The organism is Pseudomonas sp. MH9.3 (assembly GCF_034354675.1).
Classification (GTDB): Bacteria; Pseudomonadota; Gammaproteobacteria; order Pseudomonadales; family Pseudomonadaceae; genus Aquipseudomonas.
In genome coordinates, this window is sequence record NZ_CP133785.1 from 1,897,390 (window position 1) to 1,920,801 (window position 23,412).

General features: G+C 61.7%; 19 protein-coding genes. 2 read left to right on the forward strand and 17 right to left on the reverse strand.

What is annotated here, in order from left to right:
- Window positions 1–199 precede the first annotated feature (199 nt).
- The 14 genes from RHM60_RS08045 to fliS form a co-directional block, all read right to left on the reverse strand.
- Window positions 200–538, reverse strand: a complete 339-nt coding sequence (locus RHM60_RS08045; RefSeq protein WP_209983455.1) for an Hpt domain-containing protein — start codon at window positions 536–538, stop codon at window positions 200–202.
- A 30-nt stretch (window positions 539–568) separates the two neighbouring features.
- Window positions 569–2,287: a fused response regulator/phosphatase gene (locus tag RHM60_RS08050; protein ID WP_322214148.1), complete on the reverse strand. Its 1,719-nt coding sequence runs from the start codon at window positions 2,285–2,287 to the stop codon at window positions 569–571.
- Window positions 2,284–2,589 carry an STAS domain-containing protein gene (locus RHM60_RS08055; RefSeq protein ID WP_209983459.1) on the reverse strand — a complete coding sequence of 102 codons (306 nt, stop codon included), beginning with the start codon at window positions 2,587–2,589 and terminating at the stop codon, window positions 2,284–2,286. The genes RHM60_RS08050 and RHM60_RS08055 overlap by 4 nt, the downstream gene beginning before the upstream one ends.
- 101 nt (window positions 2,590–2,690) lie before the next feature.
- Complete coding sequence (fliJ, locus tag RHM60_RS08060) at window positions 2,691–3,140, reverse strand: flagellar export protein FliJ (protein WP_209983461.1); 450 nt, start codon at window positions 3,138–3,140, stop codon at window positions 2,691–2,693.
- Between the two features lie 3 nt (window positions 3,141–3,143).
- Window positions 3,144–4,502 carry a flagellar protein export ATPase FliI gene (fliI, locus tag RHM60_RS08065; protein WP_231421585.1) on the reverse strand — a complete coding sequence of 453 codons (1,359 nt, stop codon included), beginning with the start codon at window positions 4,500–4,502 and terminating at the stop codon, window positions 3,144–3,146.
- Window positions 4,492–5,256, reverse strand: a complete 765-nt coding sequence (gene fliH / locus RHM60_RS08070; protein WP_209983464.1) for a flagellar assembly protein FliH — start codon at window positions 5,254–5,256, stop codon at window positions 4,492–4,494. The genes fliI and fliH overlap by 11 nt, the downstream gene beginning before the upstream one ends.
- Before the next feature lie 10 nt (window positions 5,257–5,266).
- Window positions 5,267–6,286 carry a flagellar motor switch protein FliG gene (gene fliG, locus RHM60_RS08075; protein WP_003230967.1) on the reverse strand — a complete coding sequence of 340 codons (1,020 nt, stop codon included), beginning with the start codon at window positions 6,284–6,286 and terminating at the stop codon, window positions 5,267–5,269.
- A complete protein-coding gene (fliF, locus tag RHM60_RS08080; RefSeq protein WP_209983466.1) occupies window positions 6,279–8,054 on the reverse strand; it encodes a flagellar basal-body MS-ring/collar protein FliF in 1,776 nt (591 codons plus the stop codon). The genes fliG and fliF overlap by 8 nt, the downstream gene beginning before the upstream one ends.
- A 16-nt stretch (window positions 8,055–8,070) precedes the next feature.
- Window positions 8,071–8,400: a flagellar hook-basal body complex protein FliE gene (fliE, locus tag RHM60_RS08085; RefSeq protein ID WP_003230964.1), complete on the reverse strand. Its 330-nt coding sequence runs from the start codon at window positions 8,398–8,400 to the stop codon at window positions 8,071–8,073.
- 318 nt (window positions 8,401–8,718) lie between these two features.
- Window positions 8,719–10,095 (reverse strand): sigma-54-dependent transcriptional regulator, encoded by a 1,377-nt coding sequence (locus tag RHM60_RS08090; protein ID WP_209983469.1) that lies wholly within the window; start codon window positions 10,093–10,095, stop codon window positions 8,719–8,721.
- Between the two features lie 4 nt (window positions 10,096–10,099).
- The gene (locus tag RHM60_RS08095) at window positions 10,100–11,311 is read right to left on the reverse strand and encodes a sensor histidine kinase (RefSeq protein ID WP_209983471.1); all 1,212 of its coding nucleotides are present in this window, start codon (window positions 11,309–11,311) and stop codon (window positions 10,100–10,102) included.
- 109 nt (window positions 11,312–11,420) lie between these two features.
- On the reverse strand, window positions 11,421–12,896 hold the full coding sequence (locus RHM60_RS08100; protein ID WP_322214149.1) for a sigma-54 dependent transcriptional regulator: 1,476 nt from the start codon (window positions 12,894–12,896) through the stop codon (window positions 11,421–11,423).
- Window positions 12,897–13,064: 168 nt separating this feature from the next.
- On the reverse strand, window positions 13,065–13,361 hold the full coding sequence (locus tag RHM60_RS08105; RefSeq protein ID WP_003230955.1) for a hypothetical protein: 297 nt from the start codon (window positions 13,359–13,361) through the stop codon (window positions 13,065–13,067).
- Window positions 13,362–13,386: 25 nt separating this feature from the next.
- On the reverse strand, window positions 13,387–13,791 hold the full coding sequence (fliS, locus tag RHM60_RS08110; RefSeq protein WP_209983475.1) for a flagellar export chaperone FliS: 405 nt from the start codon (window positions 13,789–13,791) through the stop codon (window positions 13,387–13,389).
- 220 nt (window positions 13,792–14,011) lie between these two features.
- Between fliS and RHM60_RS08115 the strand changes: the two genes are divergently transcribed.
- Together RHM60_RS08115 and RHM60_RS08120 are read left to right on the forward strand one after the other, a co-directional pair.
- Entirely contained in the window at window positions 14,012–15,136 is a 1,125-nt protein-coding gene (locus RHM60_RS08115) for a DegT/DnrJ/EryC1/StrS family aminotransferase (protein ID WP_209983477.1), read from the forward strand.
- 55 nt (window positions 15,137–15,191) lie between these two features.
- Window positions 15,192–19,514: a glycosyltransferase gene (locus tag RHM60_RS08120; RefSeq protein ID WP_322214150.1), complete on the forward strand. Its 4,323-nt coding sequence runs from the start codon at window positions 15,192–15,194 to the stop codon at window positions 19,512–19,514.
- A 309-nt stretch (window positions 19,515–19,823) separates the two neighbouring features.
- On the opposite strand, the gene fliD is transcribed toward RHM60_RS08120, so the two are convergent.
- The 3 genes from fliD to RHM60_RS08135 all read right to left on the reverse strand — a co-directional run bounded on the left by fliD (window position 19,824) and on the right by RHM60_RS08135 (window position 23,153).
- Window positions 19,824–21,224, reverse strand: a complete 1,401-nt coding sequence (gene fliD, locus RHM60_RS08125; protein ID WP_209983479.1) for a flagellar filament capping protein FliD — start codon at window positions 21,222–21,224, stop codon at window positions 19,824–19,826.
- Between the two features lie 81 nt (window positions 21,225–21,305).
- Window positions 21,306–21,656, reverse strand: a complete 351-nt coding sequence (locus tag RHM60_RS08130) for a flagellar protein FlaG (protein WP_322214151.1) — start codon at window positions 21,654–21,656, stop codon at window positions 21,306–21,308.
- A gap of 75 nt (window positions 21,657–21,731) precedes the next feature.
- On the reverse strand, window positions 21,732–23,153 hold the full coding sequence (locus tag RHM60_RS08135; RefSeq protein WP_322214152.1) for a flagellin: 1,422 nt from the start codon (window positions 23,151–23,153) through the stop codon (window positions 21,732–21,734).
- Between the last annotated feature and the right edge of the window lie 259 nt (window positions 23,154–23,412).

The following is a 23,412-nucleotide window of genomic DNA, read 5'->3' on the forward strand; positions in this document are numbered from 1 at the left end:
TGTGGGAGGGGCTTGCTCCCGATGGCAGTGGGTCAGCTACCCATAAGCTGACTGACACTCAGCCATCGGGAGCAAGCCCCCTCCCACATTTTGTACAGCGTTCGACAAACCATTCGCGCTCTTGCTTTTGATCTGGGCGCCCCGTCAAACACGCAGGGCCAGGGATGGTCCATCCGCGCCGTAGGGCGCGCAACCCCAATCACCCCACAAAAACCCGCCGAAGCTCTCCCTCATACATCGCCCGAACCAAAGCAAACTCCCGGTCAATCTGATCCACCAACGTCCCAAGATCCCCCACCGATGCCATTTCCAACCGCTGACACAACAAGGCCAACCGCACCGCCCCCAGATTCCCGCTGCTCCCCTTGAAACTGTGCGCAATCTGCCGCAACGCCTGCGCATCACCACGCGCCATGTGCAACGCCTTCACCCGCTCTTCGGAGTCAAGCAAAAAGGTATCCAGCAAGCGCGGATACTCCCCTTCCATCACCTCCTGCAAACCCGCCAACACCTGCGGGTCCATATGAACATCAACCACTTGCTCGCTCCTTGATCAAGAATCGCCGGATTATGCCAGAGCCTCCCAGCAAAACTCCACGCAGACACTGCGCCCGCCATCAGACCAGCCTACAGCGCTGCACAATTGGCGTACCAGGCTGAGCCCCCGGCCAGACAGACGGTCGATATCCAGCGGCCGCGCCAGTACCTGCTCCACGTCAAACCCCTGGCCACTGTCTTCGACACGCAAGCTCAGGGTACCGCCGGTGTCGGTGGGCACCACCTGCACATGCACACGCACAAACCCGCTGTCCAGTTGTGTCAGTCGCTCGTTGCGCAGGCGGTAATACTGCGCAAACCCCTCGGCATCGCGCTTTAGCCGCGAGTCCAGCCCCAGCACGCCGTGCTCCAGGGCATTGGAATACAGCTCGGCCATCACGCTGTAAAGCGCCCCGCTCTGCTCGCGCAGGCCGTGGATTTCCAGCAGCAATTGCAGCAGATAGGGCAACGGGTTGTAGCGTTTGAGGGTGTCGGCGCGAAACTCAAAGGTCACCGACCAGTCCAGCGGGCAAGACTGGCCGCTGTCGGCGTACAAAGGACCAGTTGCGCGCAGCGACTGTCCGGCCTGCAGAGTGATTTCCACCATGCTGATGTCATCGCGCACCTGGCCGCGAAACGCCGCCAGCGCCTGCTCGATGTCTTCAAACAGGCGGTCCGGCTCGCGATTGGCGGCAAACACCTGCAGCAAGCGCTCGGCGCCAAATAATTGTTCGTTGGCATCGGCGGTGTCGAGCACGCCGTCGGACAGTAAAAACACGCGGTCACCCAGGGCCATCGGCCAGACTTCGGTGCGGTCGTCAAACTGCTCCGCCGACAGCACGCCCAAGGGTAAATGGCGTGACATCAACGGCGTGCGCTTGCCCGTGGCGACCTCGTGCACATAGCCCTCGGGCATGCCGCCATTCCACACCTCCACCGCACGCCGCTGGGTGCTCAGGCACAGCAGCGTGGCGCAGCAGAACATGTCCGCCGGCAGGATGCGCTTGAGCTTGGCGTTCATCTCGCGCAGGGTCTGGGCCAGGCCGTAGCCCTTGGCGGTCATGCCGTAGAACACTTCCGCCAGCGGCATGGCGCCCACCGCCGCCGGCAGGCCATGACCGGTGAAGTCGCCGAGCAGCACATGCATGTCACCCGACGGCGTGTAGGCCGCCAGCAGCAGGTCGCCGTTGAACAATGCATAGGGCGATTGCAGATAGCGAATGTTCGGCGCCGCGTTGATGCAGCCGGAATGGGCCACCTTGTCGAACACCGCCTTGGCCACTCGCTGCTCGTGCAACAGGTACTCATGGTGTTTGGCGATCAGGTCGCGCTGCTGCAACACCGTGGCCTGCAGGCGACGCAGGCGGTCCATGGCGTTGATCTTGGCCGCGAGGATCACCGGGTTATAGGGTTTGGCCAAAAAGTCATCGCCGCCAGCGTCCAGGCATTTGGCCAGGGCTTCGCTTTCGCGCAGGGAGGTGAGGAAAATCAGCGGCACCAGCGCTTCGCCCGCCAGTTGCTTGATCCGCCGCGCAGCCTCGAACCCATCCATCACCGGCATCAGCGCGTCCATCAACACCAGGTGCGGGCGTTCACGGGTAAACACCTGCACCGCTTCAGCACCATTGGTGGCGGTGAGCACCTGATGGCCCTGACGACGCACGATGGTCGACAGCAACAGCAGGTCGGCGGCGCTGTCTTCGGCGATCAGAATCGTCAGCGCCTCAAGGACAGGGGCCTGGACACTCATTCGATATCGAACAGTTTGTCGAAGTTGGAGATGGCGAGGATCTTGCGCACGTCCGAACTGCTGTTGATCACACGGATATAGGCCTTGTCGCCCCCCGCATGGTCGCGCAGCAGCAGAAGCATGCCCAGCGCCGAGCTGTCCATGTAGGTGGTTTCCTTCAAGTCCACCACGACCGTCTCGGGCTTGGGGTAAACGCCTTCATAGACGTTGCGAAAATCCTGGTGGCTGCTGAAATCGAAGCGGCCCTTGATCGCAATAGTCAACGTCTTCCCATCCATGGATACTTTTTTTTCGACCGACATTTAACTGCTTCCTTGTCATGGGTAAATGTGACACAGGTTTAGCAGTTGAATGGAATCCGAGCAACACAGCAAATCAATCGCGGGAGGGGTTTGTCCCCTATTTAGAACGGGGATTGGCGGGGAAGACGTTGCGACAGCTCATCGAGCAGCTTCTGCTCACGCTTGTCTTCCAGCGCGCGCGCTTCGTCGATGTAGCGCTGCACCAGTTTGCGCAGACCCTCGACCCGGGCATAGGCGGCTTGCCAACTTTCACGCGCCTTGTCGAGGTTGTTCTGGTGCCAGGCCAGGCTCTGGCGTTGCTGACCGACGGCGGTTTCCAGCTGGTTGAGAAAGCCCTGGTAACCCATCAGCCACTGGCCGGACACGCCCTTGCTGCCACGGTCGATCCACTGCTGCTGGTACTCGCTGCGAAAGCGTTCAAGGTCGCCCAGCTTGCTTTCGGCCAGGCGCACCTGGCCCTGGAAATAACCCAGGCGCTGCACCGCGGCTTTTTCGGCCTTTTCGGCCATCTCCACCACCGGCGCAAGGCGTGCAGAACGCGAATTGGCCATGGCTTAACCGCCTGGCGCCGGGGCGAAGATCGACTGCAAGTGAGCCTCGCTTTCGCCCATGCTGATGTTGTCGTTGAGGCCCTGGCGCAGGTAGGTCACCAGTTGCGGTTGCAGGGCAATCGCCAGGTCGGTCTCGCGATCGCCACCGGCCACGTAGGCACCCACGCTGATCAGGTCGCGGCTCTGTTGATAGCGCGACCACAGTTGCTTGAATTGCTGGGCGCGGGCCATGTGCTCCGGCGTTACCACCGATGGCATCACCCGGCTGATGGAGGCTTCGATATCGATGGCCGGGTAGTGCCCTTCCTCGGCCAGGCGCCGGGACAGCACAATGTGGCCGTCGAGCACGCCCCGCGCCGAGTCGGCAATCGGGTCCTGCTGGTCATCGCCTTCGGACAAAACCGTGTAGAACGCCGTGATCGAGCCGCCGCCCGCCTCGGCATTACCGGCGCGCTCCACCAGCTTGGGCAACTTGGCGAATACGGACGGCGGGTAACCCTTGGTCGCCGGCGGCTCGCCGATGGCCAGGGCAATTTCCCGCTGGGCCTGGGCAAAACGCGTGAGCGAGTCCATCAGCAACAGGACATTCTTGCCCTTGTCGCGAAAATATTCGGCGATGCGCGTGCAGTACATGGCCGCGCGCAAGCGCATCAGCGGCGCATCGTCGGCCGGCGATGCGACCACCACCGAGCGCTTGAGGCCTTCCGGGCCCAGGCTGTGCTCGATGAACTCCTTGACCTCGCGGCCACGCTCGCCGATCAGCCCCACCACGATGATGTCGGCCTCGGTAAAGCGCGTCATCATGCCCAGCAGCACCGATTTACCCACCCCGGTACCGGCGAACAGGCCCAGACGCTGGCCGCGCCCGACCGTCAATAAACCGTTGATGCTGCGAATGCCCACGTCGAGCGGCTGGCTGATGGGGTTGCGATTGAGCGGGTTGATCGTGGGGCCGTCCATCGGCACCCAGTCTTCGGCCTTCATGCCACCCTTGCCATCGAGCGCACGGCCGGCGCCGTCAAGCACGCGGCCGAGCATGCTCATGCCCATGGGCAGGCGGCCGGTGTCGGCCAGCGGCACCACGCGGGCGCCGGGGGCGATGCCGGCAACGCTGCCGACCGGCATCAGGAACACCTTGCTGCCGGAGAAGCCCATCACTTCGGCTTCGACCTGCACCGGGTGGTAGCTGTCGTCGTTGATCACCAGGCAACGGCTGCCCATGGCGGCGCGCAGGCCCTCGGCTTCGAGGGTCAGGCCGACCATGCGCAGCAGGCGCCCTTCAAGAATCGGCTGGCCGGGCAGCTGCGTGGCCTCGGCGTAACTGCCCAGGCGCTTGGCGAAGCTGGTGCGGTCAAGGCGCATCCGGGCGGTCCAGGTCGATGCTGATATCGGGTTCGCCCGGGTTCATGGCCTGTTCGTGCTGCTGGTCGAGCAACTTGGCCATGATCTGGCTGATGCGGGTTTCCACCGTGGCATCGATGCGGCTGTGTTCGGTCTCGACCCGGCAGCCGCCGGGCTGCAACGCAGCGTCCTCGACGATGCGCCAGGTTTCTTCATGGCGCTCGCGCAAGGCTTTGACCTGCTCGAAATCCTGCGGGTTGATGTACAGCCGCACATTGCCGACGCCCAGGGGCAGCAATTTGAGCGCTTCGCGCATCACGCCTTCGATCTGGCTGGAGTCCAGCACCAGTTCGCGCTGGATCACCTGGCGCGTGATGTGCTGCACCAGTGCGACCATGGATTTTTCGATCTGCGCGTCCTGCCCGGCGATCGGCTCGAACAGCCCGTTCATCAGGCGTTCCAGGCTGGCAAGCTGGACGCCCAGCGCCACCTCGGCCTCCTGGCGCACCTTGAGGGTGGTGCTGCGAAAACCGTCCTTTTCGCCTGCCGCGAAGCCTTCGTTGTAAGCCTCCTGGCGGATGGCTTCCAACTCTTCGAGGGTCAGCGGCTGGACTTCGTCCAACGGCACTTCTTCCATCTCCGCCGGGGTTTCCACCACCGGTGCGGGTTCGGGCTCGGGCACATGCGGGTCGAAGCTGGGCAACGACCAGATGTCGAACCCGCCCACGTCCCGCGCGCGAATCAGGTCGCTGGGCGTTTCATCTTTGCTCGACATGGACAGCGCCTTAGATCATTTCTTCGCCGCCCTTCCCACCGAGAACGATTTCTCCGGCTTCGGCCATACGGCGGGCAATCGTGAGGATTTCCTTCTGCGCAGTTTCGACGTCGCTGACGCGTACCGGACCCTTGGCTTCGAGGTCGTCGCGCAGCAGTTCGGACGCGCGCTTGGACATGTTCTTGAAGATCTTCTCCTTGACGTTCTCGTCGGAGCCCTTGAGCGCCAGCACCAGCACATCCGAAGACACCTCGCGCAGCAACGCCTGGATGCCACGGTCGTCGACATCGGAGAGGTTGTTGAACACGAACATCAGGTCTTCGATCTGGCCGGACAGGGTGTCGTCGATCTCGCGGATCGAGTCCATCAACTGGCCTTCGACCGAGCTGTCGAGGAAGTTCATGATATCGGCCGCGCGCTTGATGCCGCCCAGGGTGGTGCGCGAGGCATTCGAATTGCCGGAGAACTGCTTCTCCAGAATCGTGTTGAGTTCTTTCAGGGCCGCCGGCTGCACAGTGTTCAGCGACGACACGCGCAGGATGATGTCCAGGCGCACTTTATGGTCGAAGTGGCCGAGCACTTCGCCGGCCTGGTCCGGGTCCAGGTACGCGACGACGATGGCCTGGATCTGTGGGTGTTCGTAGCGGATCACGTCGGCCACCGCGCGCGGTTCCATCCACTTGAGGCTGTCCAGGCCGCTGGTGTTGCCGCCCAGCAGGATGCGGTCGATCAGGCCGTTGGCCTTGTCTTCGCCGAGCGCCGAGGTGAGCATCTTGCGGATGTAGCTGTCGGAGCCGACGCCCAGGCTGGTCTGGTCGCCGACAATTTCGACGAACTCGCTCATCACCTGTTCGACTTGCTCACGGTGCACATTGCGCATCTGCGCCATGGCCACGCCCACGCGCTGGACCTCTTTGGGCCCCATGTGACGCAGCACCTGGGCGGCGTCGGTTTCGCCCAGCGACAGCAGCAGCACGGCGGCTTTGTCGACTCGGGAGAGCTTGGCAACAGCGGCTCGATTATCACTCATCTGCGTTGATCCACTCTTTCACGACCTGGGCCACACGGCCCGGGTCTTCTGCTACCAGACTCTTGATTGCGTTCAGCTGAGCGTCATAGCCTTCGCTCGGGCTGGGCAACAGGATGCTTTGCGGGCCGCCGAGGCTGACGCGGTCGTTGGCCAGTTCGCCGTCCAGGCCGCCCATGCCACCCAACTCGACGTCGCCACCGGCCAGGGCCAGTTGTTTCTTGCCGTTGCCGGTGATGTTGTTGAGCACCGGACGCAGCACACCGAACACCAGCACCAGGATGAACAACACCCCCAGCACTTGCTTGACGATGTCCCAGAACCACGGCTGGGTGTAGAACGCCGCTTCAGCGATGACTTCGCCACGCTCGGCGGAGAACGGCATGTTGATCACGCTGACGCTGTCGCCACGGCTGGCGTCGAAACCAACGGCATCCTGCACCAGGCGGGTGAAGCGCGCCAATTCATCGGCGGTCCACGGCGCACGGGTCACGGCACCGTCGGCAGCGTTGACCTTGACCTGGTCATCGACCACTACCGACACCGACAGGCGATTGATGCGGCCCTGCTGCTGCTTGGTGTGGCTGATGGAACGGTCGAGTTCGAAGTTCTTGGTGGACTGGTTACGCTTGTCCGCCGGGTACGGCGCGAGCATCGGCTGGCCGGTGGCCGGGTCCATGATCTGCTGGCCGTTGGCGTCGAGCAGCGGCTGCCCGGCGGCAATGGCGCCAGCGGTGGCGGCGGCGCCACCGGTGGTTTGCGGGGCGGTGGCCGGGGTCGGTGGCTGGTTGCTCAGGGCACCCGGCACACCTTGCGGGCCGCTGCTGGCGGTACGTTGCTCGCTGGTCGATTGCTCGCTGCGCAGCGCTGGCTGGTCCGGGTTGAACTGCTCGGACGTCGACTCGACAGCGCTGAAGTCCACGTCGGCGGAGACTTCGGCCTTGTAGCGGTCGTTGCCCAACACCGGTTGCAGGATGTTGTGCACCCGCTGGGTGAGCATGCTTTCCATGCGGCGGCTGTAGTCGAACTGCTTGCCGGCCTGGGTCAGCGCGGAGTTTTCGGCCATGTCCGACAGCAGGTTGCCCTTCTGGTCGACCACGGTGATTTGCGACTTGCTCAGTTCGGGAACGCTGGTGGCCACCAGGTTGATGATCGCCAGTACCTGGCCAGGCTCCAGGGAGCGGCCGGAAAACAGCTCAACCAGTACCGAGGCGCTGGGCTTGCGCTCGTCACGCACGAACACCGAGCTTTTCGGAATCGCCAGGTGCACACGGGCGCCCTTGACGTTGTTGAGGCTGGAGATGGTGCGCGCCAGTTCGCCTTCAAGGCCACGACGGTAGCGCGTGGCTTCCATGAACTGGCTGGTGCCCAGGCCCTGGTCCTTGTCGAGGATTTCGAAACCGATGTTGCTGTCGGACGGCGTCACGCCGGCGGCGGCCAGCTTCATGCGGGCACGGGCCACGTCATCGGCCTTGACCAGCAAGGCGCCGGAGTTGGGTTCTACGGTGTAGGCGATGTCGGCGGCGGCGAGGGTTTCCATGATCTGCTTGGAATCCATGCCCGCCAGGCTGCCGTACAGCGGACGGTAATCGGGCTGCTGCGACCACAGCACCACGGCAAAACCAATCGCCACGCTCGCCGCCAGGCCGACCATCAGGCCGACCTGACGCAGCATGGTCATTTCCGAGAGGTTTTCCAGGAACGACAGGCCAAACAGCGGCGGCTTGCCACCTGCTTTGGCGGGTACGTTGTCGGTGACTGCTTCTGCCATGACTTAACTCTCGCCCTTAAACCGGCATCTGCATGATGTCTTGGTAAGCCTGAACCACTTTGTTACGCACTTGGGTCAAGGCTTGAAAGGAAACGCTGGCCTTTTGCGAAGCGACCATCACATCGGTGAGGTCCACGCCGCTTTTGCCGATTTCGAATGCGGTGGCCAACTGGCTGGAGGCTTGCTGGGTGTCACTGACCTTGTTGATGGCCTGACCGAGCATGTCGGCAAAATTGCTTTGGCCCAATTCCGGCACGGGTGCGACGGATTTCGGCCGGGCCATGGCATCCATTTGCATGGAGCGCATATCCAACATCAACCGATTGAACTCAATACCCTGGCTCATGACCTTCTCTCTCCGACAACCCGCAAATTTTTGACACTACGCAGCAGTTATCAGGGGTAGGTGCAACAAGGGTGCCAGCTCTGGAGCAACTCGTAAGAAAAGGCGACAAAGGCGGTCGGACTATATTTCACCCAGTCATTGACGAGGACGACTCCTGTGGCGAGCGGGCTTGCCCCGCGTTGGGGTGCGAAGCGCCCCCAATCGAGCAAAACGCGGTGTACCTGATACGGCTCAGCGCCTGGCTTTGGGGCTGCTGCGCAGCCAACGCAGGACAAGCCTGCTCGCCACGGGGGCTGAGCAAACCTGTGCAGGGTTGAGTCAGGTGGCGAAGAGGTAGGCTTCGACGTCCATGCCGGCGTCGCGCATCTGCGCCAGCTTGTAGCGCAGGGTGCGCGGGCTGATACCGAGGCGCTCGGCGGCCTCTTTGCGGCGGCCGCGCTCGGCACGCAGGGTGTCGATGATCATCTGGAATTCACGGCGACGCAGGTCGTCACCCAGCGCGCCCGCCGATTCGGCTTCGGCGACCACGGGCGCGGGCGCCAGGCTCGGCAACGGCGCCGCGCCCGTGCCAGTGGCCAGGCAGAAATCCTGCGGCTGGATCAAGCCGCCCTGCTGCAGGATCAACGCACGCTGGATTGCGTTGTCCAGTTCGCGCACATTACCCGGCCACGGGTAGCCGATCAGACACGCCTGGGCCTCGGCCGACAGCCGCGCCTGGGCGTGCTTCATTTTTTTGACGTGGTTGCGCAACAGGCGCTCGGCCAGCGGGATGATGTCCGCCGGGCGTTCGCGCAACGGGCGCCAGGCCAGAGGGAATACCGACAGCCGGTAGAACAGGTCTTCACGAAAGCGCCCCGCCGCCACTTCACCCGCCAGGTCGCGGTTGGTGGTGGCGACCACGCGAATATCCAGCTGAATCGGCTTGCGCGCGCCCACCCGCTCCACTTCACGCTCCTGCAATACCCGCAGCAGCTTGGCTTGCAGGCCCAGGGGCATTTCCGAGATTTCATCGAGCAGGATGGTGCCGCCGTCTGCCTGCTCGAACTTGCCAGCCTGGGCCGCGATGGCACCGGTGAACGAGCCCTTTTCGTGGCCGAACAGGGTGGCTTCGAGCATGTTGTCGGGGATCGCGGCGCAATTGATCGCGATAAACGGTTGTTTGGCGCGGCTCGATTGCTGGTGGATATAGCGCGCCAGCACTTCCTTACCGGTGCCGGACTCGCCCGAGATGAGCACGGTGGAGTCGCTGCGCGCTACACGGGCGGCCAGTTCCAACAACTGGGCACTGGCCGGCTCGAAGGCAATCGGGCCCTCGCCGTCGGGATTGGAAATAACGCCAAGGGCGTGCCGGGCAACCAGTTCGATCAGCGCCTTGGGCTCGAACGGCTTGACCAGATAATCTGCCGCGCCCTGGCGCATGGCGTCCACCGCACGCTCGACGGCGCCGTGGGCGGTCATCAGCAGCACCGGTAATTGCGGGTGGCGCGCGCGCAGCAGGCCGAGCAACTGGTGACCGTCCATGCCGGGCATGTTCACGTCGCTGACCACCAGACTGAAAGCCTCCTGTTCCACGGCCGCCAAGGCTTCTTCGGCGGAACCGACCGCGCAGTAGTCATGGCCCGCCAGCAGCAGCGTGTCAGCCAATGCCTCACGCAGGGCGCGATCGTCTTCCACCAACAAAACCTTGATAGACATATCCTTACTCCGCGCCTGCCGCACTGGTAAACAGCGGCAGGGTCATCAATGCACAGGTGCCACGCCCCAACCGGGAGTGCAGCAGCAATTCTCCCTGATGGGCACGCGCCACTGCCTTGACCACGGTCAGGCCCAGGCCCGTTCCGTTGGTCTTGGTAGTAAAAAAGGGTTCGCCCAGGCGTTGCAGCACCCGCGGGTCGATGCCGCTGCCGCTGTCGCTGATGCACAGGCGCAGGGTTTGCTCGCGGCTGTACAAGTGAATCTTCAGGCGTGCGCCGGGGCCGCTGGCCTGGGTGGCATTTTCGATCAGGTTGAGCAGCGCGCCCACCAGGGTGTCGCGGTTGCACAGCAGCTCACCGAGATGGCTGTCGCACTGCCAGCGCACTTGCACGTCCTGGATATGAGTGGCAGCGGCGGCCTGCAACGCCTGCATCAGCGCCGCCGGGGTGACGCGGTCGGTCAAAGGCAACTCGCCACGGGCAAACACCAGCATGTCACGCACCTGATGCTCCAGCTCATGCAGGCGCTCTTTGAGGCGTCCGGCAAAGCGCTGATGGGTGGCGGCGGGCAATTGCTCGTCAGTCAAATGACTGGCGTAGATCAGCGCGGCCGACAGCGGTGTGCGGATCTGATGCGCCAGAGAAGCGACCATCCGGCCCAGCGATGACAACCGTTCGTGGCGTGCCAGTTGGTCCTGCAGGTGCCGGGTTTCCGTCAGGTCGTTGAGCAGCACCAACTGACCGGGCTCGGCGTCCAGGGAACGGGTGGCAATGGACAGGCGGCGCCCGTCCTTGAGGGAAATTTCATGGCCGTCGTCTTCACGGGGGGCAAAGCAGCGGGTGATGACTTCACGCCACAGTTCGCCTTCGAGCGGCAGGCCGAGCATGTCGCAGGCGGCCGGGTTGGCCTCGCGCACGCGGCCCTGGTCGTCGATCACGATGACGCCACCCGGCAACAGCGACAGCAGGTTTTGCAGACGGTTGGCCAAACGCTCTTTCTCGGCCAGCTCTTGCATACGCTGGGCACTGACCACCGCCAACTCGCCCTTGAGCTCGGAAACCCGGGCCTCCAGCAGGCTGTAGGAGTCGGTCAGTTGGCTCGACATCTGGTTGAACTGCGAGAACGCCTGCTCAAGACCCTGGCGGATCGGCGACTCTACAGGCGGAACCAGCCCCTGGATGGCAGGGGCCGAAGATAGCTGGGCGGCGTGGGGCATGATGCTCTCTCGCTGGCTGACCGTCAGTTAAACGGAACGTTGCGAGAGCTGTAGCAATACCCGTGCCTAAAAAAATAGACTTATTTTTCAGTCAGTTGAAAAACAGGCGTCAATCATCCGGCTGTTCATCACCTTCACGACGGCTCATTCCGTACTTGCGCATCTTCTCCACCAGCGTGGTTCGACGGATGCGCAGGCGTTCGGCGGCGCGGGCGACGATGCCGTTGGCATCGTCCAGGGCCTGCTGAATAAGGCCTTGCTCCAGATTGCCGAGGTAGTCCTTCAGGTCCAGGCCTTCGGGCGGCAGCATGGCAGTGGACGCGAAGTCTGGCGTATGGCCATTGATGGCCACTCGCTCTTCCAGGTCACTGCGCAGGCTGTCGACCATCTGCTCGTCTTCGTCGTCGACGTAGCGGAATTTTTTCGGCAGCTCGACCACGCCGATCACGCCATAGGGATGCATGATCGCCATGCGCTCCACCAGGTTGGCCAGCTCGCGGACGTTGCCCGGCCAGCCGTGACGGCACAAGGACATGATCGCGGCGGAGTTGAAGCGGATCGAGCCGCGCTTTTCGTGTTCCATGCGCGAGATCAATTCGTTCATCAGCAACGGGATGTCTTCCACGCGCTCGCGCAGCGGAGCCATCTCGATGGGGAATACGTTGAGGCGGTAGTACAGGTCTTCGCGGAAGCTGCCGACCTCGATCATGCTTTCGAGGTTTTTGTGGGTGGCGGCAATGATGCGCACGTCGACGCTCTGGGTCTTGTTGCTGCCCACACGTTCGAAGGTGCGTTCCTGCAACACGCGCAAAAGCTTGACCTGCATCGGCAGCGGCATGTCGCCGATTTCGTCGAGGAACAGGGTGCCGCCGTTGGCCAGTTCGAAGCGCCCGGCACGGCTGGTGATGGCGCCGGTGAAGGCGCCCTTCTCGTGGCCGAACAGTTCGCTTTCAAGCAGCTCCGCCGGGATCGCCCCGCAATTGACCGGCACAAAGGGCCCGTCGCGGCGCTTGGAGTGATAGTGCAGGTTACGCGCGACCACTTCCTTGCCGGTGCCGGACTCGCCGAGGATCAGCACGCTGGCGTCGGTGTCGGCCACTTGCTGCATCATCTGGCGCACGTGCTGGATCGCACGGCTGGTGCCGACCAGGCTGCGGAACAGGTTGGGCTCGCGGTGACGGCCGCGCTCGCGGGCCTGGTCGTACATCTCGCGATAGACCTGGGCACGGTGCAGGGAGTCGAGCAATTTGCTGTAGCTGGGCGGCATTTCCAGTGTGGACAACACGCGGCGGCGTTGGTCTTCGGGCAACTCGACCGAAGAAATATCGCCCATCAGCAACACCGGAAGGAACTCATCCCAGGTCGACAGTGTCTTTAACAAGCCCAAAACTGCGCCAGGAGCGTTTACCGTCCCGATCAGCACACAGATGACTTCACGGCTCGATGACAATGAGCTGACCGCCTGCTGCCAATCATAGCTGCCGCAGGGCAGATTTTCTTCGCCAAGAAAATTCAAAATCACCGCCAGGTCGCGGCGGCGAACGCTATCGTCATCAATGAGCAGAATTTTGGTTTCACGCCACATGCAATAGCAACTTCCCTAGTAAAACTTCCTGCCCCAGTGTGAGAGCAATCAAGACGTCCGTAGGACTCATTACCTTGTAGACGTCTGAAATCTGAAAACAACACTAGTTAAGTCAAAAAAACCTGCGCAGTCAAATTTATGACGCGCATTAGGGTTAACCGACTCTGTTCAACCAAACAGATGGTAGACCTTTGACGCGTTTTTCGCCTGGTTGATCTGCGACATCTCTTCGAAAATCGCCTGCCTCTCCCCCGTCGTCACCTCGAGCAATTGCTGGTACACCGCCAGCAGACTTTCCAGCTTTTCACGCAACGCATCCTCGTTGACCGGTGCTTCGCTGAGCACCTGATCGATCACATCGCGGCAGCCCAGGTCGAGTTCGCCGATGGCCTCCCAGTTACGGTCCGCCAGCGCGCCTACCAGCGCCTCACGGGTTTCATCAATGCGTTGCAGTGCATGGCTCATGACGTATTCCTCGAGGCCGTTGGCCTTACTGTGCGGCGCCTTGTGGGGTAGCGATACCATCCCAGCCTTGCTTGACGGTAATCATCAAGCGCGCAACCTCGTCGATCATCTCGGGGTCGTTATGCAGGTTGGCTTCCATCAGACGGTTGGTCATGTAGGCATACAGACTTTCCAGTTGCTGGACATACGCCGGGTTTTCGCTCTTTTCAGCGTCCAGACCGTCGCGCAGGCCGATGATGATATCCACCGCCTTGCCGAGCATCAGGCCCTTTTGCGCAATGTCACCACGCGCCAGCGCACCCTTGGCCTGAGCCATGCGGTCAAGCCCACCCTCCATCAGCATCTGCACCAGACGGTGCGGGCTGGCTTCAGAGATCTGAGCATGGGAATTGACCTTCTGGTATTGGCGAAGGGCTCTCATGGGATTCATGGTTCTACCTCGTAACAGGCGACAGCGGAAAGATTTCAGTAACGTTTATGTCGACTCGTTTACCCATAACTTTAATCCCGCGGTTATCAAAAAAGCCAATGCACGCAGCATTGGCTTTTTGCGTGGTGCCGCAAGGGCGCCACAAATCCGCTTGGTACAGTTCCTGCTTTGCCCCTTTCCAATCGTAGGAAACGATATTTAATTGACAGTCGCGGGCACCATGAAAAATATCATCAAGTTGTTAGTGCCAGAGATGCCGAAGGTCGAGCAGATTCTTCCGTACTGGCAGCAGATCGATGAAAATCGCTGGTACACCAATTTCGGCCCGCTGGTCTGCGAACTCGAAGAACGGCTGTCGCGCTCATTCAGTCGCGAGCCGACGAAGGTGCATGTAGTGTCCATGGCCAATGGCACCTGCGCGCTGCAAATCGCTCTGGAAGCGTTGAGGCTGCGCAAGGCTGGCCGAGTGCTCGTGCCGGGGCTGACCTTCGTCGCCACGGCCACCGCCATCATCCGTGCGGGACTTACGCCGCTGATCAGCGATGTGGACTCGGACAACTGGTTGCTGACGCCCGCCATAGCACGCGCAGCACTGGCTCAAACGCCTTTTGACGCAGTGATGCCGGTCGCGACGTATGGTTGCCCTCAGGACGTCGCCGGCTGGGACCTGTTCACCGCCGAAACCGGCATCCCGGTGGTGGTGGACGCCGCAGGCGCCTGGGGCAATCAACAGGTCGGCCTGACCACCAAGGTTGCCTTCAGCCTGCACGCCACCAAGGCGCTGGGCGGCGGCGAAGGCGGTTTTGTCGCCGCTCGCCACCACGCTTATGGCCAGAGCATGCGCGCACTCAGCAACTTCGGCATCGATGCCCAGAGTGGCGGCCTGGTGTTCGATGCGGGCGAGAACGGCAAGATGAGCGAATACCACGCCGCCGTTGCGCTGGCCGCGCTGGACAACTGGCCGACCGTCGCCGAAACACGGCGCAACCTGCATCAGCGCTATGCCGCCCGCCTGCTGGAGCGGATTCCCGCACTGAAACTTCAAGTCAAACCCGCCGAAGGCGTGTACAGCCTGATGCTCGTGTTACTGCCGCCGGGCGTTCGCGGCGTGGACATTCAACTGCGCCTGCTCGGCGAAGACATCGAAACCCGTCGCTGGTACTGCCCTCCCCTGCACGGCCACCCGGCCTTCCAGGCGTGCGCAGCCGGCCCGCTGCCGCAGGTCGACCTATTGACCGAACGCCTGCTGGGTTTGCCCTTTCATCTTTCATTGACCGATGCGGACATCGAACGAGTGATCGACTGCCTGGCAGACCTGCTCACCGATCAAGCGGCAGCGACATGACCGCGCGCGCAGACATCCGGTTCAACCTTCGCCCCTTGTTCAAACTGGTGTGAGCATGACAACTACTCCTTCAGCCACACACGTGCCGCTGGTCAGCATTGCGATACCGGCCTACAGCCCTCGATTCTTCGAGGCGGCATTGAGCAGTGCGCTGAATCAGCGCTACACCAATATCGAAGTGGTGATCACCGATGATTGTCGCGACGACGGCGTTCGCCTGATTACCGAACGCCTGGCTGCACAGTCGGCTGTGCCGGTGCGCTACCTGCACAACGAACAGCAGTTGGGCGGCATGCTCAACCTCAACCGCTGCATGCAGGAGTCCCAGGGCGAATACATCAAGTTTCTCAACGACGATGACGTGCTGCTGCCCGACTGCGTCTCGCGCATGGCGGCGGTACTCCAGGCGCGCGACGACATCGCGCTGGTCACTTCGCGGCGCACGATAATCGATGCCCAGGGTGACGCGCAGCCGGATATCCTTGAAACGTGCGGCGTGTTCAGCGAAGACACCTGCCTGCACGGCGAAGACATCATTTCGCTGCTCTGCGACTGGCCGGTGAATTTCATCGGCGAACCCAGCACCGTGATGTTTCGCCGCGCGCAGTTGAGCGACAAACTGCCGCACATCTGTGCCCTTGGCGGCGTGGTGATCCGCGCCATCAACGACCTGGCGATGTTCGTGAACCTGCTGCAGCACGGTCACCTGGCGTTTCTGCATGAGCCGCTGTCGCTGTTTCGTCGGCACGCCGACCAGCGTCAGAATCAGCCCGACATGCAAGCGCTGTTCAAGCAGAGCCGTGCCGACTTCGTCGAGCAGATTCGTGCGCTGGGATTGTTTCGCCCGCAGTTCCTGCTGCAGGTGCGCCGCCGCTCCCTGTTCAGCCCTCAGGCATTCACGCCGTTTGCACTGCGCAATGCTTACGTTGCCCCCAATGCCGAAGCTACTGCCTCGGCGGGCAGTGCCGAAACGTGCGAATTGCTGGAGGTGCACCGGCCCACTCTGGAGGACAGCGAGCCCCCCGTGGCCGTGGTGATCCATGCCTTTCACCCGGATTTGCTGCCAGACATCCTGCAGCGCCTGATTCAACTGCATGAGCGTCTGCATCTATACGTCACCTGTATGGCAGGGCGCGAAAATGAAGTACGCGGCCATTTGGCGGCAGTAGGCCTGGGTTATTCACTGTTCCGGGTGTCCAACCATGGGCGCGACGTCCTGCCGTTTTTGAGCGTACTGCCGTATTTACGCGCCGATAATATCCACACCCTGGTCAAGCTGCACACCAAGCGTTCGATCCACCTGGGTGTCGCCAATTCATGGGCCAGTGACCTGTTCGATGACCTGCTCGGGCCAGTGCGCTTTCGCCAGTCGGTGGAGTACCTGGCCAACCCGACGCACCATCCGCTGCTGGGCACGGAGCACTACCGCCAGGCAGTGGTCACCAACCTGTCTGAAAACAACCGCTTCCATCTGCTCGCCCTGGCCCAGCGTGCTGGCATTGACCCTCATCACATCTACGAGGCGGATTTTTTTGGCGGCACCATGTTCTTCGTGCGCCTGGAGGCCCTGGCCCCGTTGGAGCGCATGCACCTGACGCCTGCCGACTTCGAAACCGAAGCCGGCCAGCTCGATGGCACCCTTGCCCACGCGTTCGAACGCTTTTTCGGCGTGCTGGGACATCTCGGCAAACAACAGCGCAATCTCCACCTGTATCAGCGCTGGCTGGAAACCCGGCAACTGGCCGCCAGCGAATTCGAAGGCTTGCCGGCGCGGCTGGCAAGCTGGCCGCAGCAACCGGGCGTATTGCTGGTGGTGACCGATACCAGCGGCGACATCGCCGCCTTGCGCGCCACCCTGGACAGCATCGACCGCCAGCTCTACCAGGCGGCGGCCATCGCCGTACTGTCCAATGCCGAGCCCGCCGGGATAACCCCGGCCGACAATCTGGTGTGGCTGCCGCTGGCAGAGTCCTGGCCGAGCCAGCTCAATGAACTGCTGCAAGGCATCCAGGCCGACTGGTGCTACCTGCTGCGCGACGGCGACCAACTCGACCCCCATGCCCTGCTGCTGCTGGCCGAGGGGATCGCGCTGAATCCCGGCATCCGTGCCTGTTACAGCGACGAGGATTCGATCACCGCCTCGGGCTGCCAGGACCCGGTTTTCAAACCGGACCTCAACCTCGACCTGTTGCGCAGTTACCCGTATGTGGGCCGCGCCCTGGCCTTCAGCCGCGACGCCGCCTTAGAGGCCGATGGCTTCGACCCTGCCTTCGCGGAACTTGCGCCCCACGACCTGCTCTTGCGGCTGATCGAGGCTCACGGGCTGGGCAGTGTCGGCCATATAGCCGAAGTGCTGGTGCACCAGGCCATCAACTTCGGCCAATGGCTGGGTGAAGCGCAGGTCATCGCTCACTCCGCGGCAGTCGTCGAGGCGCACCTGCAGCGCCTGGGCGTGTCGCACGAGCTGCGCACCGGGCCACTGCCGATGGTGCACCGCGTGGTCTATCAGCACCCCGCAAAGCCGTTGGTGTCGATCATCATCCCCACCAAAGACCAGTTGCCTATGCTGATGCGCTGCATAGAAAGCCTGATGGAGAAAACCCGCTACCCCCATTACGAACTGCTCATCGTCGACAACAACAGCCAAACCGCCGAAGCCCGTGAATGGTTCGCCGGCATGGAGCGCCTGAACGATGCCAAGGTGCGCATCCTGCGCTACCCACACCCGTTCAACTATTCGGCCATCAACAACTTCGCCGTCAGCCGCGCCCGTGGCGAGTACCTGGTACTGCTCAACAACGACACCGCCGTCATCGACGGCGATTGGCTGGACGCCCTGCTCCATCACGCCCAGCGACCGGAAGTCGGCATTGTCGGTGCCAAACTGCTGTTCCCCAGCGGCATGGTGCAGCACGCCGGCGTGGTCCTTGGCTTACGCGGCGTGGCGGATCACGGATTCATCGACAGCCCGATGCTGTCCAACGGCTATCTGCACCGCCTGCAGATCGATCAGAACTACAGCGCCGTAACGGCCGCCTGCCTGATGATCCGCACCGAGCTGTATCGTCAGGTGGGCGGGATGGACGAGGCCGGCCTGGGGGTTTCCTATAACGACGTGGACCTGTGCCTGAAAGTCGGCCAGGCCGGGCAACTGGTGGTCTGGACGCCTTACGCGATTCTGATGCACGAAGCCAACGTAAGTCAAAACCAGGTCGACAAGACCAGCCAGGACGCCAAACGCGAGCGCTTCAAGCGCGAACAGTCGGTGATGTATCAGCGCTGGCTGCCGCAGTTGGCGAACGACCCTGCCTACAATCGCAACCTGACCCTGGAAGGCGGCGGCTTCGCTTACGAATGCAACAGCGATGTGGCCTGGCGGCCATTCGCCAGCCGCACGCTGCCTTATGCTCTGTGCTATCCCGGCGACTCCTTCGGCAGCGGGCATTATCGAGTGCGTCAGCCCTTCGCTGCCTTGCAGGCCGCCAGACTGATCGACGGTGAAGTGAGCGATTTGCTGCTGCAACCGGTAGAACTGGAGCGCCTGGCGCCGGACACGATCATCTTCCAGCGCCAGTTCACCAAAACCCAACTGGAAGTCATCCAGAATGCCCGTTCGCTGTCCAAAGCCTTCAAGGTGTACGAGCTGGACGACTACATCCTGGATGTGCCCAAGGGCAACCTGACCCGCTCGCTGTTTCCCAAAGACACCGCCAAGCGCCTGAAAAAGGCCGTTGCCCTGTGCGATCGACTGGTGGTGTCGACCCAACCGCTGGCCAATGCGCTCAAAGGCTACAACGCCGACATTCGCGTGATGGAGAACCGCCTGCCCGCCCAGTGGTGGAGCGGGCTGACGAGCCTGCGCCAGCAGGGGCGCAAGCCTCGGGTGGGCTGGGCCGGTGGTTCGAGCCACGGCGCCGACCTGCTAGTGATTGCCGAGGTGGTTCGCGAACTGGCCGGCGAGGTGGAATGGGTGTTCATGGGCATGTGCCCACCGGCCCTGCGCCCCTACGTCCATGAGTTTCACGGTGGCGTGAACATCGACCAATACCCGGCACGCCTGGCAGCCCTGAACCTGGACCTGGCGCTGGCGCCGCTGGAAGACAATTTTTTCAACGCCTGCAAAAGCAACCTGCGGCTGCTGGAATACGGCGCCTGCGCCCTGCCGGTGATCTGTTCGGACATCCTGTGTTATCGCGGTGATCTTCCGGTGACGCGGGTCAAGAACCGCTCCAGTGACTGGATTGCCGCCATTCGCGAACACCTGACCGAACCGGACGCCAGCGCCGCAGCCGGCGACGCCCTGCACAGCGTGATACTGGACAAGTGGATGCTCAGGGAAGACAACCTGCTGGCATGGCGAGAGGCGTGGCTGCCCTGACGTGTGCATGAGGAACGCTTAAACCCCAGCAGTGGAGCTTTTCTGTGGCGAGCGGGCTTGCCCTAATGCCAGTCAGTTAAGCGCAGATTCCCAGTGGCGAGCAGGCTTGTCCTGCGTTGGGCTGCGCAGCAGCCCCAAAACCAGACGCTGAGCCCTATCAGGTACACCGCGTTTTGCTCGATGGGGGGCGCTTCGCACCCCAACGCGGGGCAAGCCCGCTCGCCACAACACGACTGCTCGCCACAGGGAGTCTGCGCACGCATAAAAAAGCCCAGGTCAACGACCCGGGCTTTTTGCCAATCAGTCAAATCAGTTGTTTTTCTGGTTGTTCAGCGCGTTGAGCGTACCCAACACGTTGTTGCTCTGCTGGCGCAACTGGGCCACCAGGGAGTCCATCGCCGCGTACTTGTTGGTCAGCGTGGTCTGGTAGGCATCGATCCGCTGGTCGAGTGCAGACTGTTGCTTGGCCAGGTCCTTGAGGCTATCGGACAACGAGGTGGAACGCGTCGCCAGGATACCGGTGGTCGGTTTGGCGTAGGCGTCGGTCGCCGTGGTCAAGCGCGCCAGCAAGCCGTCCTTGCCCGTGAAGATGCTGCTGAGGTCCGCAGCATTGGTCTTCATCGCGTTGTCCCACTGCTTGTCGTCGATCGACAGCAGGCCGGTGGTCTGGTCGGTTTCGACGCCGAACTGGGCCAGGGATCTCAATGCACCGTTGCCCGACATCGTGTTGAACTCGTTGCGAATCGCCGATTGCAGCGTGCGCATGGTCGAGTCACCGGTCAATGTCGCCGCCACGGGGTCGCCCGCCGCACTTTTGGTCACCGCCGTTTCTGCGGTCATCGCCTTGAGCAGCGCGTTGTAGGTGTCGACGAAGCCCTTGACGCCGGATTTGAGTGCGGTGGTGCTGGTACTGACGGAGATGGTCAGGGCCGTACGCACAGGATTATCACTCTTGTCTCCCGCAGTCGCCAGCGGCGACACCGTCAGCAACTTGATGCTGACACCACTCACCGCCTCGGTAATGTTGTTGGTCTTCGATTCGGCGGCAATGCCATCAATGGTGTACTTGGCATTCTGCGGCGGATTGACCACGGTGTAGCCGGTGTCGACACCCGAGTTGCCGGACATGGTCAAGTCCGTGCCCACACCGCCATTGGTCGAGGTGAGGATCAACCGTGAACCATTGGAGTCGGTGAGGATGTTGGCACTCAGGCCCGCAGTGCCGAACTGCGAGTTGATCGAGTCACGTACCTGCTGCAGGGTCGCGCCAGGCGCCACGCTGACGTCAAAGTTCTTGCCTGACTGCGAAATGGTCAGCGTGGTCGCCGTGTTGCCCTTGTTGATCACGCTCGATGCGCCACCGGCAAAGTTGGCGCTGCTCAGTTTCGAAGGCTGGGCCAACTGCGACACCACCAGCGAAAACGAGCCGTTGGAAGCGCCCGCGCCTGCGGTCATGGTGGCAACTTTTTCGTCCGAGGACGTACCGACCAGGCCACTGAAGCTGTTGTCGGTCCCCTGGGTCTTTAGCGCGCCACGGAACGCGTCCAAGGCTGCCTGAATCTTTCCGATGGACGAAAGTTGAGTGGTCGCTTTCTGCGATTGCGTGTTGATCTGAAGCTGTTTCGGTGCTTTTTCAGCATTTACCAGCGACGTAATGATCGAGCTGGTATCGATACCAGAACCCACACCACTAACTGTTGTACTCGCCATCATCGTGCTCCTAATTCGGTAGTTGCCGTTTTCTTGACGAGCAACCCATCAAGACATCACCGCAACAAGTTTCATGCCAGCTCAGACCTTTTCGTCGAACAGCACGTGGCTGGCATTTGCCAGGTTTTGCGCCAGCTTCAAGGCTGTTTCCGAGGGAATCTGGCGAATCACCTCGCCACTGTCGGTGGCGATGACCTTGACCACAACCCGGTGGGTTGAATCGTCAATCGAAAAATCCAGTTTGCGCTGGGCCGCTTGTACGAATTCACGAATATCGGTAACCGCTTGTTCCAGGTCAGCCCGTTCCGGCTTGCCGGCGATCGGCGCGATGGCCTCGACCTTGGTCTTGTCCTTGTCCGCAACGAGTGCGGTCGGTGCGCTTTGAGGTGCAACCGGTGGATAAGACGAGGCTAGCTTTACACTCATGTCCATGTCCAATCTCCTCTAAAACCGAAACGACGAAAGGGCACGTAAACGCACCCTTCCGTCAGTCACCAAGCGCGGTTATTACTGAAGCAGCTTCAGTACAGCGGATGGCAGTTGGTTGGCCTGCGACAGGATCGCGGTAGCGGCCGATTGCAGAGTTTGTTGCTTGGTCAACTCGGCTGTTTCAGCAGCGAAGTCGGTGTCTTGTACAGTCGAACGTGCAGCGGTGGAGTTCTTCTGAATGTTGGTCAGGTTGTCTACGGTAGTGGTCAGACGGTTCTGAACAGCACCCAGGCCCGAACGTACGCTGTCGATGCCGCCGATAGCCTTGTCGATCACTGCCACTGCGGCCTGTGCGTTGAAGGCACTGGTCACGTCGGTTTGAGCGATGGTGGTTTTGGTCGACGCTGCGGCAGTGCCGGTAGCGGCGAACAGACCGGTTACACCGGCACCGTTCAGTGCATAGCCCTTGGACGAGTCCAGGTTCACGGAACCGGTAGCGGTCAGGCCGTTGGCCAGGGCCGCGGCGGTGCCGTAGTTGCCGGAACCATCTTTGGTGGCAACAGTGATCGAGCCGGCTGCGGTGGCAGCGCTGAATGCCAGGTTTTCACCGGAGTCGGATTTGACCGACAGGGTGCCTTTGGTTTCGTCGAAGTTGACGCTGATGCCGAGCTTGGCGGAGTTGGATTTCAACTGGTCAGCCAGGCTGGCAGTATCGGTCACGCCGGTGAACGTTGTAGCTTGGCCACCGATGGTCAAGGTGAACGAAGCCGGAGTCGTTTTGGCAGCAGCGCCGACGACGAACTGAGCTTCAGTGCTGGCAGTAGCCGACAGGCCGCCTACAGCGCCGTTCAGTTGGCTGGCGATGGTTTTGGCCGAAGCACCTGCCGCTACAGTGACGCTGGCAGTCTGGCCGTTACCGGTGATGCCGATCGCGCCGCCTGCTACGCCGCTGGTGCTAGGGGTGATACCAACGCTTTTGACCTGCTGCGAACCGATGTTGTTGGCGGCTACGTTGTCCAGGCTCAGGTTGATGGTTTCGTTAGCGTTGGCGCCAACCTGAATGGCTTTGGTGCCGTACGAACCGTCGAGCAGCTTCTGGCCACCGAAAGTAGTGGTCTGCGAGATACGGGTCAGTTCCGAAGTCAGCGCCTGGTATTCTTCGTTGTTCGAAGTACGGTCAGCGTCGCTCAGGGAGCCAGTAGCCGAGGACAGAGCCAGGGTACGCATCTTTTGCAGAATGTCGGTCGAAGCCTGCATTGCGCCTTCAGCGGTCTGCGCGATGGAGATACCATCGTTGGCGTTCTTGACCGCTTGGCCCAGGCCGTTGATCTGGCTGGTCAGACGGTTGGAGATCTGAAGGCCCGAAGCGTTGTCTTTAGCACTGTTGATGCTCAGACCAGTGGACAGACGCTGCATGGAGGTTTGCAGCGAGTTGGCTGCTTTGCCAAGGCCGTTCTGGGTAGTGATGGAAGCAATGTTGGTGTTTACTGTTAAAGCCATGACGAAATCCTCGATGGTGGTTTACTGCGGCTTCCGGCCCTGGCAACCGCCGGGTGTGCCTGAGAACCTTCGTAATAGTTATCGTCGTATGAGCCGGTTGCTTGAGTGTTTTTTTGAATATTTTTAATAGCCCCGTGCCACCCCTTGCAATTCAAGGGTTTACGCGGGCCTGAAACCCCGTAATCGCGTGTTTTTCTGGCGCCAAATAAAAAACGCCGATGATCTCTCGATCATCGGCGTTTTGTATGGCGGCTCTATT

What these genes read in the sequence shown, in the direction of transcription:
- RHM60_RS08050 (WP_322214148.1), bottom strand. Translation starts at nt 2,287, where the DNA reads ATGAGTGTCCAGGCCCCTGTCCTTGAGGCGCTGACGATTCTGATCGCC.
- RHM60_RS08055 (WP_209983459.1), bottom strand. Translation starts at nt 2,589, where the DNA reads ATGTCGGTCGAAAAAAAAGTATCCATGGATGGGAAGACGTTGACTATT.
- fliJ (WP_209983461.1), bottom strand. Translation starts at nt 3,140, where the DNA reads ATGGCCAATTCGCGTTCTGCACGCCTTGCGCCGGTGGTGGAGATGGCC.
- fliI (WP_231421585.1), bottom strand. Translation starts at nt 4,502, where the DNA reads ATGCGCCTTGACCGCACCAGCTTCGCCAAGCGCCTGGGCAGTTACGCC.
- fliH (WP_209983464.1), bottom strand. Translation starts at nt 5,256, where the DNA reads ATGTCGAGCAAAGATGAAACGCCCAGCGACCTGATTCGCGCGCGGGAC.
- fliG (WP_003230967.1), bottom strand. Translation starts at nt 6,286, where the DNA reads ATGAGTGATAATCGAGCCGCTGTTGCCAAGCTCTCCCGAGTCGACAAA.
- fliF (WP_209983466.1), bottom strand. Translation starts at nt 8,054, where the DNA reads ATGGCAGAAGCAGTCACCGACAACGTACCCGCCAAAGCAGGTGGCAAG.
- fliE (WP_003230964.1), bottom strand. Translation starts at nt 8,400, where the DNA reads ATGAGCCAGGGTATTGAGTTCAATCGGTTGATGTTGGATATGCGCTCC.
- RHM60_RS08090 (WP_209983469.1), bottom strand. Translation starts at nt 10,095, where the DNA reads ATGTCTATCAAGGTTTTGTTGGTGGAAGACGATCGCGCCCTGCGTGAG.
- RHM60_RS08095 (WP_209983471.1), bottom strand. Translation starts at nt 11,311, where the DNA reads ATGCCCCACGCCGCCCAGCTATCTTCGGCCCCTGCCATCCAGGGGCTG.
- RHM60_RS08100 (WP_322214149.1), bottom strand. Translation starts at nt 12,896, where the DNA reads ATGTGGCGTGAAACCAAAATTCTGCTCATTGATGACGATAGCGTTCGC.
- RHM60_RS08105 (WP_003230955.1), bottom strand. Translation starts at nt 13,361, where the DNA reads ATGAGCCATGCACTGCAACGCATTGATGAAACCCGTGAGGCGCTGGTA.
- fliS (WP_209983475.1), bottom strand. Translation starts at nt 13,791, where the DNA reads ATGAATCCCATGAGAGCCCTTCGCCAATACCAGAAGGTCAATTCCCAT.
- RHM60_RS08115 (WP_209983477.1), top strand. Translation starts at nt 14,012, where the DNA reads ATGAAAAATATCATCAAGTTGTTAGTGCCAGAGATGCCGAAGGTCGAG.
- RHM60_RS08120 (WP_322214150.1), top strand. Translation starts at nt 15,192, where the DNA reads ATGACAACTACTCCTTCAGCCACACACGTGCCGCTGGTCAGCATTGCG.
- fliD (WP_209983479.1), bottom strand. Translation starts at nt 21,224, where the DNA reads ATGGCGAGTACAACAGTTAGTGGTGTGGGTTCTGGTATCGATACCAGC.
- RHM60_RS08130 (WP_322214151.1), bottom strand. Translation starts at nt 21,656, where the DNA reads ATGGACATGAGTGTAAAGCTAGCCTCGTCTTATCCACCGGTTGCACCT.
- RHM60_RS08135 (WP_322214152.1), bottom strand. Translation starts at nt 23,153, where the DNA reads ATGGCTTTAACAGTAAACACCAACATTGCTTCCATCACTACCCAGAAC.